The 12,685-nt window shown below is 51.8% G+C and carries 12 protein-coding genes; 4 read left to right on the top strand and 8 right to left on the bottom strand.

The window, feature by feature from the left end:
* The first annotated feature begins 9 nt into the window (after positions 1 to 9).
* Positions 10 to 1,002 (top strand): type IV pilus twitching motility protein PilT, encoded by a 993-nt coding sequence (locus AC6I8N_RS16500; RefSeq protein WP_497829487.1) that lies wholly within the window; start codon positions 10 to 12, stop codon positions 1,000 to 1,002.
* Between the two features lie 4 nt (positions 1,003 to 1,006).
* On the opposite strand, the gene ruvX is transcribed toward AC6I8N_RS16500, so the two are convergent.
* From ruvX to metK, 8 genes are all read right to left on the bottom strand, one after another.
* Positions 1,007 to 1,423, bottom strand: a complete 417-nt coding sequence (gene ruvX / locus AC6I8N_RS16495) for a Holliday junction resolvase RuvX (protein WP_021186202.1) — start codon at positions 1,421 to 1,423, stop codon at positions 1,007 to 1,009.
* Positions 1,423 to 1,986: a YqgE/AlgH family protein gene (locus tag AC6I8N_RS16490; RefSeq protein ID WP_208723660.1), complete on the bottom strand. Its 564-nt coding sequence runs from the start codon at positions 1,984 to 1,986 to the stop codon at positions 1,423 to 1,425. The genes ruvX and AC6I8N_RS16490 overlap by 1 nt, the downstream gene beginning before the upstream one ends.
* Before the next feature lie 87 nt (positions 1,987 to 2,073).
* The gene (gene gshB, locus AC6I8N_RS16485; RefSeq protein ID WP_497829486.1) at positions 2,074 to 3,018 is read right to left on the bottom strand and encodes a glutathione synthase; all 945 of its coding nucleotides are present in this window, start codon (positions 3,016 to 3,018) and stop codon (positions 2,074 to 2,076) included.
* Positions 3,019 to 3,109: 91 nt separating this feature from the next.
* A complete protein-coding gene (gene rsmE, locus AC6I8N_RS16480; RefSeq protein WP_036627824.1) occupies positions 3,110 to 3,841 on the bottom strand; it encodes a 16S rRNA (uracil(1498)-N(3))-methyltransferase in 732 nt (243 codons plus the stop codon).
* Positions 3,842 to 3,915: 74 nt separating this feature from the next.
* Positions 3,916 to 4,623, bottom strand: coding sequence for a deoxyribonuclease I (gene endA, locus AC6I8N_RS16475; protein WP_021186205.1), 708 nt, complete (start codon positions 4,621 to 4,623; stop codon positions 3,916 to 3,918).
* Between the two features lie 75 nt (positions 4,624 to 4,698).
* Positions 4,699 to 5,211, bottom strand: a complete 513-nt coding sequence (locus AC6I8N_RS16470; RefSeq protein ID WP_152521918.1) for a SprT family zinc-dependent metalloprotease — start codon at positions 5,209 to 5,211, stop codon at positions 4,699 to 4,701.
* Between the two features lie 100 nt (positions 5,212 to 5,311).
* The gene (locus AC6I8N_RS16465; RefSeq protein WP_497829485.1) at positions 5,312 to 6,706 is read right to left on the bottom strand and encodes a sugar porter family MFS transporter; all 1,395 of its coding nucleotides are present in this window, start codon (positions 6,704 to 6,706) and stop codon (positions 5,312 to 5,314) included.
* Positions 6,707 to 7,169: 463 nt separating this feature from the next.
* Positions 7,170 to 8,321 (bottom strand): methionine adenosyltransferase, encoded by a 1,152-nt coding sequence (metK, locus tag AC6I8N_RS16460; protein WP_021186208.1) that lies wholly within the window; start codon positions 8,319 to 8,321, stop codon positions 7,170 to 7,172.
* 128 nt (positions 8,322 to 8,449) lie between these two features.
* On the opposite strand from metK, the gene AC6I8N_RS16455 reads away from it, so the two are divergent.
* From AC6I8N_RS16455 to AC6I8N_RS16445, 3 genes are all read left to right on the top strand, one after another.
* On the top strand, positions 8,450 to 8,875 hold the full coding sequence (locus tag AC6I8N_RS16455; RefSeq protein WP_497829484.1) for a hypothetical protein: 426 nt from the start codon (positions 8,450 to 8,452) through the stop codon (positions 8,873 to 8,875).
* A gap of 242 nt (positions 8,876 to 9,117) precedes the next feature.
* A complete protein-coding gene (speA, locus tag AC6I8N_RS16450) occupies positions 9,118 to 11,094 on the top strand; it encodes a biosynthetic arginine decarboxylase (RefSeq protein WP_071783608.1) in 1,977 nt (658 codons plus the stop codon).
* A gap of 714 nt (positions 11,095 to 11,808) precedes the next feature.
* Complete coding sequence (locus AC6I8N_RS16445; RefSeq protein ID WP_497829483.1) at positions 11,809 to 12,570, top strand: EAL domain-containing protein; 762 nt, start codon at positions 11,809 to 11,811, stop codon at positions 12,568 to 12,570.
* Positions 12,571 to 12,685: the final 115 nt, after the last annotated feature.

The following is a 12,685-nucleotide window of genomic DNA, read 5'->3' as shown; positions in this document are numbered from 1 at the left end:
AGAATTTCTATGGATTTGGATAAAGTTGTGGCCCTTAGTGTAAAGCATAACGCCGCCGATCTGCACCTTTGCAGCGGACATTTGCCACACTGGCGACGGCAAGGGGTGCTGGAGCCCATCCCGGAGCAATCCGCGCTGGAATCGGCCTGGCTGGAAGCCTTTATGATGCAGTGGCTGGATACCGCGCAGCAGACGGCGCTGGAAGCAAAGGGGCACGTCGATTTTGCCATCACATTGCCAAGTGGCGTGCGACTGCGCGCCAATCTGTTTCTCCAACGGCACGGTTTGTCTCTGGCCTTGCGGTTGATTGCCAGTCAGGTACCGGCAATCGACAGCCTGGGGTTGCCGCCGGTTGTTGAGCAATTGCTTCTGCTGGAAGAGGGATTGATTCTCATCACCGGTGCAACCGGCAGTGGCAAATCCACCACACTGGCGGCGCTGGTCGATAGCCTGAACCGTGCGCAGTCACGCCATATTCTCACGCTGGAAGATCCCATCGAGTTTATTCATCACAGCCTGCGTTCGCTGATTCAACAGCGTGAAGTTGGGGTGCACTGTGCTTCGTTCCGTCAGGGACTGAAGGCGGCGCTGCGCGAGGATCCGGATGTGATTCTGTTAGGTGAACTGCGCGATAGCGAAACTATCCGCCTGGCATTAACGGCGGCTGAGACTGGCCATTTGGTGCTGGCAACCTTGCATACGCGTGGTGCGACTCAGGCAGTGGACCGGTTGGTGGACGTGTTTCCCGCCGAGGAAAAAAACCTGGTGCGCAGTCAACTGGCAGGGAGCCTGAAAGCGGTGCTGGCGCAGCGGCTGGTGCCGGCAAAGCAGGGAGGGCGGGTGGGATTGTTTGAAGTGCTGGTGGCGACGCCTGCGGTAGCTAACCTGATTCGCGAAGGGAAAATGCATCAGTTGCCGGCAGTACTGCAAACCGGCGCACAGGCCGGAATGCAAACCTTCGCCCAGAGCGAGCTGGCGCGACAGCAGGCAGGGCTGATTTGAACGATCAGTGGGTGTCGAACCAATCTTCGAGGATGATGACCGCCGATTGCGAATCGACCGCTCCTTTTTGCAGCGCGCGGTAGCCACCACGTTCGAACAAACCGGCACGAGCTTCAACAGTACTGAGGCGTTCATCCTGCAACTCAACACGCACCCCAAAACGACCATGCAGGCGGTTGGCAAACTTACGTGCGCGCGCGGTCAGTTCCTGTTCGCTGCCATCCATATTGAGCGGCAGACCTACCACCACGTAGTCGGGCTGCCATTCTTTTAGTAACCGCTCGATCAGGTTCCAGTCCGGCGTACCATCCTGCGCTTTAAGCGCCGCCAGCGCGCGGGCGGTGCCTGTCAGTTGCTGTCCGACAGCAACACCAATACTTTTGGTGCCGAAATCAAAGCCCAGCAGCGTTTCACTGGCCATCAGGCGTGTCCTGCATCGTTAGTCATATTGTGGATATCCACACCCAGGCATTTCGCGGCTTCACGCCAACGTTCCGCGATCGGCGTCTGGAACAGAATGGTGCTGGATGCCGGTGTGGTGAGCCAGGCGTTTTCCAGCAATTCGTTTTCGAGCTGATCTTTTTCCCAGGCGCAGTACCCCAGCGCCACCAGCACATGTTCTGGTTGAGAGCTGCTACCAATCGCTTCCAGCACATCTCTCGAGGTGGTGATCACGGTGGTGTCTGAAATACGAATGCTGGAGGAGTAGACGCGTTGTGCAGAATGCAGAATAAAGCCACGGTCCTCCGCCAGCGGGCCGCCAGCGAATACCGGTTTATCCAGCCTGATAGCTGGATCGCGATCTGATGGGCTGATTTTGAGCTTTTTAAGGATGCCTTCGACCGTCAGATTCTCCATCGGCTTATTAATAATCAAGCCCATAGCACCATCTTCGTTATGCTCGCAAATGTACACGACCGAGCGCTTGAAGAAGGGATCTTGCAGGGATGGCATCGCAATCAAAAAATGATGCTGTAAATTCATTCTCACTCGTATACCAAAAATAACCGGCATTGCTGCGGCAATGCCGGTATTGGAGATATTCACGGAGCCTTGGCTCCGACGGCATCCTTAGCCCAGACGTTTCTCAATGGCATCCATCAGCATACCGGTGATGGAGATTGGGAAGGCGGCTTCAATTTCACGCACGCAGGTCGGGCTGGTCACATTCACTTCCGTCAGTTTATCACCGATGATGTCAAGACCGACAAAAATCAGCCCTTTTGCTTTAAGCATCGGCCCAACGCGACGGGCAATCTCCCAGTCGCTGTCGCTCAGGGGACGAGCTTCGCCACGGCCACCCGCTGCCAGGTTACCACGGGTTTCGCCACCTTGCGGAATTCGCGCCAGGCAGTAAGGGACGGGTTCACCGTCAACCACCAACACACGTTTGTCGCCATCTTTAATGGCTGGCAGGTAGTTTTGCGCCATACAGAAGTTCTGCCCGTGATTGGTCAGGGTTTCGGTGATAACGCCGAAGTTAGGATCATCCTGTTTCACGCGGAAGATCGATGCACCACCCATGCCATCCAGCGGTTTGAGGATCACATCGCCGTGCTCCTGCCAGAAGGCGCGTAATTTCTCTTTGCTGCGCGTCACCAGCGTGTCGGGGGTGAGATCGGCAAACCACGCGGTGTAGAGTTTTTCGTTGCAGTCACGCAGGCTCTGCGGCTTGTTGACGATCAGCGTACCTTGCTCTTCAGCACGTTCCAGCAGGTAGGTGGCATAGATAAATTCGGTATCGAACGGCGGATCTTTACGCATCAGCACCACATTGAGATCGGCCAGTTTGATCTCTTGCTCGCTGCCAAATTCATACCATTTATCGTAGTTTTGCTCGACGCTGAGCAGGCGCGTGCGTGCGTACGTCACACCGCCACGCAGGGAGAGATCGTTCATCTCCATGTAATGAATTTCGTAACCACGGCGCTGCGCTTCCAGCAACATGGCGAAGCTGGTGTCTTTTTTAATGTTGATGGACGAAATCGGGTCCATAACGATGCCAAGCTTAATCATTATTCTCTCCTCAAAGGGGGGAACTCACTACCCCTGCTTAGTCAGGACGCCATGTTAACGTTGGCGTCTTTATACAACCCGAAAGTATCCCTTAACCGAGGTCGCCAAACCTCACCTGAAGTGCCGTAATGGCGGTGAGGGCGGTGGTTTCGGTGCGTAACACGCGTGGTCCCAACAGAATATCAGTGAAACCGTGCTGTGCCGTCATGGCAATCTCCTCTGTCGACAGGCCGCCTTCAGGACCAATCAGCAGGCGGATGCGCTCAACAGGGTGGGGCAGCGTGTTGATACTGTGGCTGGCGCGCGGGTGTAAATTCAGTTTTAGCCCTTCATCGGCTTCACTGCACCAGGCTTCCAGCGTCATCGCTTCGCGAATCTCCGGCACGCGATTACGGCCGCACTGCTCGCAGGCGGCAATTGCAATTTTTTGCCATTGCTGGATTTTTTTTGCCAGACGCTCAGCATCCAGCTTTACGCCACAGCGTTCAGAAAACAAGGGCGTAATGACATTGACGCCAAGTTCGATGGATTTCTGGATGGTGAATTCCATTTTTTCACCGCGCGACATCACCTGTCCAAGGTGCAGATGCAGCGGTGATTCGCGATCATCCTGTTGACTGTCAAGGACTCTTACTTTTACACGCTTTTTATCAGCCTGGGTGATTTCGGCGGCAAAAGTCAGATTACTGCCATCAAACAGCTCTAGCCGCTGGCCTGCGTTCATACGCAGCACGCGTCCGACGTGATTGGCGGCGTCTTCATCAAGGAAGACCTCACTGTTCACAGTAAGGGGTTCGGGGTGAAAAATGCGAGGTATACGCATGCGGTTCCTGCCAGCGTTAATGCCGTGCCAGCGGCACGGCTCAATCGGAAAGCAGCTAGTGTAGGGTAGCGGTTTTAGCGCTGGCAAGCCTGAAGCACATAAGGATTATGATTGCCCTGCACTTTGGCGATGCGTTGATCGCGTTCGCACTCCCACGGCGTCACCGGATATTGCTTATCCCACGCGGTAAACAGCTGTGTTTGCTGACGTGACAGGCTCAGTTTGTATTGATCGCGCATATAAAAGTAGGTGCGGGCAATGGCTCCACGGGCGCGCTCCGGTGGCTGCGCCAGTTTCTGTTTAAAATCGATCTTCATGCTGCACTGGCCGTAGGGCTGTTCACCACCGTTCCACTGACTGTACTGGAAGTTGCCACGATCGCCATTCACTTCACCTATTGCCGGCTCAAGGTTGTGCAGATCGCTCTCAATGCGGCGGTAATCGGCATCTTTGCTGCAATTTTTACGTCCACCGTTTTGCCAGCACTGGCGCTGATGGCCGAACTCCCATGCAGGCATCACATGTTCCCATTCGATGCGGGCTGCGCGGTTAGCATTTTTACGCACGTTATAGCCACAGCTGCTGAGGTCAGGTACGCCTTTCTTGCCCTGCCAGTTGATTTTGCAGCCACAGTAGAAACTGCCGGGCGCATCGGCATTGATTGAGGCCGCGTATTCTTTGGCCTGCTGGAAGTTATTCTGATGGTAATTATTGAGGTTGAGGCTCCAGGCACTCAGCGGAGCGACTAACAAGGTCAGGGCGATAATAATTTTGCGAGACATATTCCAAACTTAACCCGATGCGAAAAAAGGCGGCAGGTTAGCAGAATGCGCCCGGCGGTGAAATGAGATTACCGACTAACTTGCTGAAAATTCACCAGGTTGCAATATCGTACCGCAATGTACGCAGCGATATTCACTTTCGCCACGCACGACGCGGTTATGACGGCGCACGGTGAGTTGATGTTGCTGACAACGGCAACGGTAGGCAAAGGTACGGCTGCGCACCGAGTCGATTTCGAATTGATGTGTGCGGCGTGCGGGAACACCCAGCACTTCCTCCATCATCCATTTCCACTCTTTGCCGTGTGGGGCAACGCGACCGAAGGTTTTCCATACCAGCAGATGTGCGAGTTCGTGCGGCACCACTTCGTCGATGAACGCCTGTTGATTTTCCAGCAACAACACCGGGTTGAGACGGATTTCCCACTTCTCCAGCCAGGCGGTGCCTGCCGCTGTACCACGCTGTTGATAAATCAGTTTCGGTTCGGGATAGCTGCGTTTCAGCCGCTCATTTGCCAGTTGCAGGAACTGGCGCAGTGAGCGCATCACTGCTTGTTGTATGGCAATGGGCAGGCGGGGCGTTTTCATGGCGGAAAGCATAAGGCGTTGCGCGGGGGAACTCAACTGCTGCGGGATGCGCCATAAAAAAGGGCCGCCCGCAGGCAGCCCTTGTTCGCGCATATTTCGATCATTCCTGACCGATTTCACGCAGTTTTTTACCCGACAGCAGGTTGCGTTCGATGTGCTCCAGCGAGACGTTTTTGGTCTCAGGGATCAGCACGAGCGTCAGCAGGATAAAGAACACGTTGAGTCCGGCGTAGACCCAGAAGGTCGGCGCGTTGCCCAGTGAGTTCAGCATGGTCAGGAAGGTGGCACCGACGATCATGTTGGCAATCCAGTTGGTCGCTGTTGAGACGGTGATACCGAAGTCACGGCCTTTCAGCGGCTGGATTTCAGAGCACAGTACCCAAATCAGCGGACCGGCGCTCATGGCGAAGCCGACGATAAACATCAACAGCATCGCCACCGCGAAGTACTGCGCACCGGCTGAGTGAATACCGACATGCAGCATGGTACCGAGGATACCCATACCGGCTGCCATCACCAGGAAACCCAGCACCAGTGTAGGCTTACGGCCCCAGCGATCCACCAGGCCAATAGCGATAAAGGTTGCCAGGACGTTGACCAGACCGACAATCACTGTGCCCCACATTTGTTGTGTGGTGTTGGCGAAGCCCGCGATTTCAAAGATTTTCGGTGCGTAGTACATGATGACGTTCATACCGGTGAACTGCTGCATCACCTGCAACAGCACGCCAAGGAATACCGCGCGACGGAAGTTGCTGTTGCTCTGGAACAACTGCCAGCCTGACTGTTTGATCTTCAGGCTTTCGCGGATTTCATCCAACTCGCGTTTGGCCTGCTCGCTGGTGTCACGCAGGCGATCGAGCACGCGCTGCGCATCGCGGAAGTTACCCTTCGCCGCCAGCCAACGCGGGCTGTTTGGCAGAAATACCACCCCTACCAATAGCAGGATTGCCGGAATGGTGATGACACCCAGCATCCAGCGCCATGCACCTGCGTCACTGAACGCGGTGTCGGACAGGTACGCGGCCAGAATACCAATGGTGATCATCAGCTGATACAGGGAGATCATACTGCCGCGGATTTTTTCCGGTGCGATTTCAGACAAATACAGTGGCGCAGTGTAAGACGCTACACCGACTGCCAGACCGAGTACCACACGGGCAACAATCAGCATTTCCGGGTTGGGGGCAAAGGCTGACCACAGGGAGCCAATCACAAACAGAATGGCACCGGCCATCAGGCTTTTTTTACGACCCAGTTGTGATGACATCCAGCCGCTGCCGATAGCACCCACTGCTGCACCAAACATCATGGAGCTGACGATCCACTCTTGCTGGTGGGAGGTAACGTTAAAGTCTTTAGCGATAAAGGGCAGGGCACCAGCGATAACGCCGATATCCAGACCGAACAGCAGGCCGGCCAGAGCCGCGAGAAAGCAGACAAACAAGGTCATCGCCTTATTTGAGGTTCTGCTTTTATGAGTATTGCCAGGCATATTGCCTCCAAATTTATCTATCGTTGTTTTTATCAATGTTAAGGAACCTGCTTGCGGGAAAAAGTGAGGAAGATCACATGAATGTAATCGGTTACACTCGCTGAATCCCTGTCATTCAGCATTTTTCGCCCAAAATGGTTCTGTAACCAGTAAGGTATAGCACCCTTTAAGTTTCTGACATCATTCTAAATATCGGCTATCAGACGACGCTGAAAATAACGCATTTTTACTGGAATAACCACGCTGCAAAATTCCTAAATCTCAGATATTTAAAGCGTTTCAAAATGTAATCGTTAACAATTTGTTGTTAATGGAAAAGCTGACCCGAAATGTAACGATGCGATTTATCGCGCGCTTTGGTTTCTGGCACGAAAAAAATGCGCGATAAATCGCGCCGCGACGGATGTGAGAAATAGTAAGGGAGGCCATTGGCCTCCCTTACTTGAACCGCAGGGGGATAAACTTACAAACCAGCAGCTTCGCGCAGCTGTGCAGCTTTGTCGGTTTTTTCCCATGGGAAGTGTTCGCGGCCAAAGTGACCGTAAGCGGCAGTTTCTTTGTAGATAGGCTTCAGCAGGTCCATCATCTGGATCAGACCGTACGGACGCAGGTCAAAGAACTCACGTACCAGCAGGGTCAGTTGCTCGGTTGCCACTTTCTCAGTACCGAAAGTTTCCACCATGATCGATGTCGGTTCTGCCACGCCGATTGCGTAGGAAACCTGGATCTCACAACGGTCAGCCAGGCCAGCCGCAACAATGTTTTTTGCCACGTAGCGTGCTGCGTAAGCCGCAGAACGGTCAACCTTTGATGGGTCTTTACCAGAGAAAGCACCGCCGCCGTGACGCGCCATGCCGCCGTAGGTATCTACGATGATTTTACGACCGGTCAGACCGCAGTCACCCATTGGGCCACCGATAACGAAACGGCCAGTCGGGTTAATGTGGTATTTGGTGCTGGCGTTGATCCACTCAGTCGGCAGTACCGGCTTGATGATCTCTTCCATTACCGCTTCACGCAGGTCAGTCTGGGAAATCTCTTCCGCGTGCTGAGTCGACAGTACCACGGCATCGATACCGACAATTTTGCCGCCATCGTACTGGAAAGTGATCTGGCTTTTTGCATCCGGACGCAGCCACGGCAGGGTGCCGTTTTTACGTACTTCAGCCTGACGCTGGACCAGACGGTGCGCATAGGTCACCGGAGCAGGCATCAGAACGTCAGTTTCGTTGGTGGCGTAGCCAAACATCAGGCCCTGATCGCCAGCACCTTGTTCCAGCGGGTCGGTACGGTCAACGCCCTGGTTGATGTCCGGAGACTGTTTACCAATGGCGCTCAGTACTGCGCAAGAGTTGGCATCGAAGCCCATATCGGAATGAACATAGCCAATTTCACGAACGGTATTACGGGTGATCTCTTCGATATCAACCCATGCGCTGGTGGTGATTTCACCGCCAACCAGCACCATACCGGTTTTCACGTAAGTTTCGCAGGCCACACGAGCTTTCGGATCCTGTTCAAGGATGGCGTCGAGCACGGCGTCAGAAATTTGGTCAGCGATTTTATCAGGATGTCCTTCTGATACGGACTCAGACGTAAAAAGGTGTTTAGCCATTCTGTTCTTTACCTTACAAATGGTTTGAATTCGACTGCATAGCGTAAGCGAGGTTGTGCCAGGCTCGACGCCCCTTCAGGCAAAGCCGCGAGCAGTAAGAAAGCTTGGATGTTAACCAGTTTAGATGGATGACCATCTGGACGGCTATTTTAGGTTACTCACTGAGCGAATTACCAGCCCTTTTTCTGTTTCCGCATTTTACGCAACAGCTGAACTGGAAAATTTTCCTGACACGGATCACCGTATTGATCTGGGTATCGGCCGGTCGGGCAAAAGCTTTTGCAATTTTATGCGTCAGGCTGTATAAATCGCCGCTGCTGTCGACCACAGCCCAAAAGGATGACGCCGCCGTGCGTCGCGCCCGTCAGATATGTGTGTATCTGGCTTTCACCCAGGCCGTTTCCCGCATGTTTTCCCCATGCGTTGGAGGTGATAAAAGTAATGAACCACCCTTTCTCTTTTTACGGTTCACTGCGCTCAACGTGCGCGTTGGCAATCCTTTCCATTTCCACTTCTGTTTTTCACTCCAGTCGAAGTTTTGTTCGTTGCGGTAATTATCCCGACACGAGCGCCGGCTAACTTGTTCCTACAATCCTGGTGATTTTTTTCACGCTCGGGTGATGATGGCACTGCCAGGCTATTTCTGGCACGGTTGCACGCATCCCGGCCTGGTGTTTTACACTTAACGTCAGCAGCTCTTGAGGATAAGCAGGCAGAATGGGGCAATTTTATCCCGGCGTAATAACGACAAAACCCGGCAACTTTTTCATATTTCAACGGAAAATTGAGGTTCGTGATGTCTGACGACATGAAGAATATCAAGGGTTCGTCAGCTGGCGAACAGGGTGTACTCCGCTCCATGCAGGAGGTGGCGATGAATGATCAGGAAGCGAGCCGAATGCTGCGCACCTACAATATTGCCTGGTGGGGTAATAACTATTACGACGTCAACGAATTGGGCCACATCAGCGTGTGCCCGGATCCGGACATGCCGGAAGTTCGTGTCGACCTCGCCAAACTGGTGAAAGAGCGTGAAGCTGATGGTCAGCGCCTGCCCGCGCTGTTTTGCTTCCCACAGATTTTGCAGCACCGTCTGCGTTCGATTAACGGTGCCTTCAAACGTGCCCGCGAATCCTACGGGTATAAAGGTGACTACTTCCTGGTGTATCCCATCAAGGTAAACCAGCACAAACGTGTGATTGAGTCGCTGGTCAACTCCGGCGAACCGCTGGGGTTGGAAGCTGGTTCCAAGGCGGAGCTGATGGCGGTATTGGCGCATGCGGGTAAAACCCGAACCGTTATCGTCTGTAACGGCTACAAAGACCGCGAATACATACGTCTGGCGTTGATTGGTGAGAAACTCGGTCACAAGGTGTATCTGGTGATCGAGAAGATGACTGAGGTACGCATGGTGCTGGAAGAGGCAGAACGGCTGAATGTCGTGCCTCGCCTCGGTATTCGTGCCCGTCTGGCATCGCAAGGCTCCGGTAAATGGCAGTCGAGCGGCGGTGAAAAATCCAAATTTGGTCTGGCGGCGTCGCAGGTGTTGCAGCTGGTGGAGATCATGCGTAAAGCGGGTCGTATCGATAGCCTGCAATTGCTGCATTTCCACCTTGGTTCGCAGATGGCGAATATTCGCGATATCGCTACCGGGGTGCGTGAGTCAGCCCGTTTCTATGTAGAGCTGGCGAAGCTTGGCGTTAACATCAAATGTTTTGACGTCGGCGGCGGTCTGGGTGTGGATTATGAAGGAACACGTTCACAGTCCGATTGCTCGGTTAACTACGGCCTGAATGAATACGCTAACAACGTGATTTGGGCGATTGGTGATGCCTGTGATGAACACGGTCTTGAGCATCCTACGGTGATTACCGAATCGGGTCGTGCGGTAACCGCTCATCACACCGTGCTGGTGTCCAATATTATTGGTGTTGAGCGCAACGAATTTAGCAACCCGGAAGCGCCGGATGTAGATGCGCCACGCCCAATCCAGAGCATGTGGGATACCTGGCAGGAGATGCACGAACCGAACGTGCGTCGCTCGCTGCGTGAGTGGTTGCACGACAGCCAGATGGATCTGTTTGACATCCATACCGGTTACTCGTCCGGCACTTATGATCTGCGTCAGCGCGCTTGGGCGGAACAGCTTTACCTCAGCATCTGTCATTACATCCAGCAGCACCTTGATCCGAGCAACCGTGCTCATCGCCCGATTATCGATGAGTTGCAGGAGCGTATGGCTGACAAGATTTACGTCAACTTCTCGCTGTTCCAGTCGATGCCGGATGCCTGGGGTATCGATCAACTCTTCCCGGTGTTGCCGCTGGAAGGGTTGAACAAAATGCCGCAACGTCGTGCGGTGCTACTCGACATCACCTGCGATTCAGATGGCACTATCGATCACTATGTGGATGGCGACGGCATTGCCACCACCATGCCGATGCCGGAATACGATATCGACAACCCGCCGATGCTGGGCTTCTTTATGGTGGGCGCGTATCAGGAAATTCTCGGCAACATGCATAACTTGTTTGGCGATACCGAAGCGGTTGACGTGTTTGCTTTCCAGGATGGCAGCGTGGAAGTTCAGCTTTCAGATGAAGGCGATACAGTGGCAGATATGCTGGAATATGTGCAGCTCAACCCGGCAGAACTGATGACGCTGTTCCGTAATCAGGTGAAGCAAACCGATATAGACGAAGATCTGCGTGCGCAGTTCCTGGAAGAGTTTGAGAGCGGTTTGTACGGTTATACCTATCTTGAAGACGAATAATTAATCGTCTCTTCACCGGGCCACGTTCGTGGCTCGGTCCATTTATTTCTCCACTATTTTTTCACTCCTGTCTTTTTTATTAAAATTGCGATCGTGATCACCGTGGTAATTTCTCTTGTCATTTAAAGATGGAATGGCGCAGACACAATATCGCTATCTCATTCATTTATTTGAAAAAGCGAAGCCGCAATCCATTACACACGGGAAATACCCATTAATTCAGTAAGGTCATTTGGCCTTATAAAGCAGGTTTTCTGTTATGTTATATTTTTTATGCATAATTAAAATTTGATCATTGGTGGTGAAATAATAACTGTCATTAACTAAATGCTTTTCGACGCTTTTTGGAAAAAATCTTCTCATGCCGATTCTGTAACTTTGACAAAAGAAATCCAAAACTCAACCATTCATATATTTTTTTAAATTAAAATCAAATAGTTAACATGAAATCATTTCTGTCAAGGTGGGAAAAAATATTATTTTTTCCAGGAATTGTCTGAAACGGTTGTCATAATTTCACCGGCTGCAAGATGAAAATCAATACGCCATTCCTATCAAAATGTGCGAATGTCTTGGCTTAACCTATTTCTCAAACTGTAAGTTATACGTTAACCTTCAGTTAAGGTGTTAAGTTTTACCAATGTTTTCCTTGTGTTTAACATGAGAAATTCTGACATTTTAAGGTGCGTCAGATCGTGGCAAAAGGGCGCGTTGATGAGCAATCCGCAACAATACACTTTTATACTGGAACCTGTTTACGGATTATCCGGCACCCTTTTTGCCTGGGAATTGCTGACGCGCTTTGTGGACGATGCTGATATTAAGCATATGAGGAATCCGGCAAGAGAAGCGGGTTTTTTCAGCCACTTACCCGTGGAGCAGAAATGGCAACTATTCCTGCGACAAATAGATCAACTGGAGCGACTCTATCAAAAGGGATTCCGGCAGATCATTAGTGTGAACATTAACAGGGATATTGTTTCCAGCATTTTTTCTGATGAAAAAACTCAACAAAGACTGGCACTGTTGCCTTTCTTTCGCTTTGAAATATCCGCATTTTTCATCGCCCGCTTTACTCATGCAGATCTATTAATTTTAAAGGGGTTGGCAAAAATTGCGCCCTTATGGCTGGATGACTTTGGTCCGGGATATTCCAGCCTCACCATGATGAGTAGCGGAATATTTGAGTGTGTCAAGATTGATAAAGCGTTTTTTTGGCAGTATGGCGAAAGCCATATATTTGATCTGTTGTTAGGCCATCTCAACGATTTATGCAGTGGCGTGATTATTGAGGGTGTTGAGAATCAACGTCATATCGAGATTCTGGCGCATAAAACGATATACGGTATGCAGGGCTATCATTGGGATGGCGTATATCTTGATGATTTTATTAATAAATCATGGGGCGCCACCAGCACCTCCGATCCATGCGGAAAACAACTGTGCCAAAAAAAGAATTTAAGGAGTTTCATGTAGTTCACGCAGTGCCAATAGATAAAAACGATATTTTCCCCGTTGTTATTTTAAGAAATAAAACGTCCCCATTACCAGGATGGCGGCTTAACAAGGCTCAGTACGATTTCATCATCAG

This window comes from Pantoea sp. X-Soil-TKNS-1279 (assembly GCF_059730565.1).
The sequence above is the reverse complement of the archived record's forward strand: the minus strand, read 5'-3'. Positions and strand labels throughout refer to the sequence as shown.

Coding starts and splice junctions, on each gene's coding strand:
- gshB (WP_497829486.1), bottom strand. CDS start 3,018: ATGATTAAGCTTGGCATCGTTATGGACCCGATTTCGTCCATCAACATT.
- ruvX (WP_021186202.1), bottom strand. CDS start 1,423: ATGGCCAGTGAAACGCTGCTGGGCTTTGATTTCGGCACCAAAAGTATT.
- speA (WP_071783608.1), top strand. CDS start 9,118: ATGTCTGACGACATGAAGAATATCAAGGGTTCGTCAGCTGGCGAACAG.
- metK (WP_021186208.1), bottom strand. CDS start 8,321: ATGGCTAAACACCTTTTTACGTCTGAGTCCGTATCAGAAGGACATCCT.
- AC6I8N_RS16465 (WP_497829485.1), bottom strand. CDS start 6,706: ATGCCTGGCAATACTCATAAAAGCAGAACCTCAAATAAGGCGATGACC.
- rsmE (WP_036627824.1), bottom strand. CDS start 3,841: ATGCGTATACCTCGCATTTTTCACCCCGAACCCCTTACTGTGAACAGT.
- endA (WP_021186205.1), bottom strand. CDS start 4,623: ATGTCTCGCAAAATTATTATCGCCCTGACCTTGTTAGTCGCTCCGCTG.
- AC6I8N_RS16445 (WP_497829483.1), top strand. CDS start 11,809: ATGAGCAATCCGCAACAATACACTTTTATACTGGAACCTGTTTACGGA.
- AC6I8N_RS16470 (WP_152521918.1), bottom strand. CDS start 5,211: ATGAAAACGCCCCGCCTGCCCATTGCCATACAACAAGCAGTGATGCGC.
- AC6I8N_RS16490 (WP_208723660.1), bottom strand. CDS start 1,986: ATGAATTTACAGCATCATTTTTTGATTGCGATGCCATCCCTGCAAGAT.
- AC6I8N_RS16500 (WP_497829487.1), top strand. CDS start 10: ATGGATTTGGATAAAGTTGTGGCCCTTAGTGTAAAGCATAACGCCGCC.
- AC6I8N_RS16455 (WP_497829484.1), top strand. CDS start 8,450: ATGACCATCTGGACGGCTATTTTAGGTTACTCACTGAGCGAATTACCA.